Genomic DNA, 680 nt, shown 5'->3' with positions numbered 1-680 from the left:
TACGTAGTCTTCACTTTGATAAGTTAGGTTAGCAAAAGGAACAAAATCAACACTACCGAAGTTCATGATGTGGAAGTACGTCGCGCCCGCTAAGTAACCTTTGTATGCGCCGCTGATGTCGTGTTGTAGGTATGTCGAGATGACGTTGTGCTCATCTAGAGTGAAATCGGTATTTAGACCTAAATCAACCGCTAAACGACGTTTTTGTGTGCCTTTCAAGCTCTTTGCTACATCGCCATCACGAATAATGCCGCTGCCTACCACGTATGCGCTCATGTTGATCAGATCGTTGGTTTCACCCACGAAGCGGTAGTTGATGCCGCCCAAATCTGCGTTGAAGTCTTCACCGTGGTAACCACCGTTTAGGATTGGTGCAGTATTGTGTTTTTGATCTTTAAATAGATCACTGCCTTGAGCTACGCCCACTTCCGCAACCCAACCACCTTGGTTGTTGTAGATGTTGCCGTTACGGATGTATGTGTCACCTGCCGTTGCGGTGCCAGCTGCTGCCAAAGTTAGTAGTGCGAGAAGTGTCTTGTTCATTTGTATTTCCTGTACCGTTTATTTTATTTTGAACAGTGTACAAAATGGTGTTGTAAGCCTCTATCAGCAAAGCGTATGGAAATGTATGGCTTTCGGTGATTTTGCTTTTTGCGTAATGACAAAACAGTGTGGTTGGG

The 680-nt window shown here is 45.0% G+C and carries 1 protein-coding gene; it reads right to left on the bottom strand.

Annotated features, from left to right (window positions below):
• A partial coding sequence (locus tag R8N47_RS25520) for a MipA/OmpV family protein (protein ID WP_318186141.1) occupies positions 1-543 on the bottom strand: 543 nt, incomplete at its 3' end.
• Positions 544-680 lie beyond the last annotated feature (137 nt).

The organism is Vibrio sp. 2132-1, from assembly GCF_033344315.1.
The sequence above is the reverse complement of the archived record's forward strand: the minus strand, read 5'-3'. Positions and strand labels throughout refer to the sequence as shown.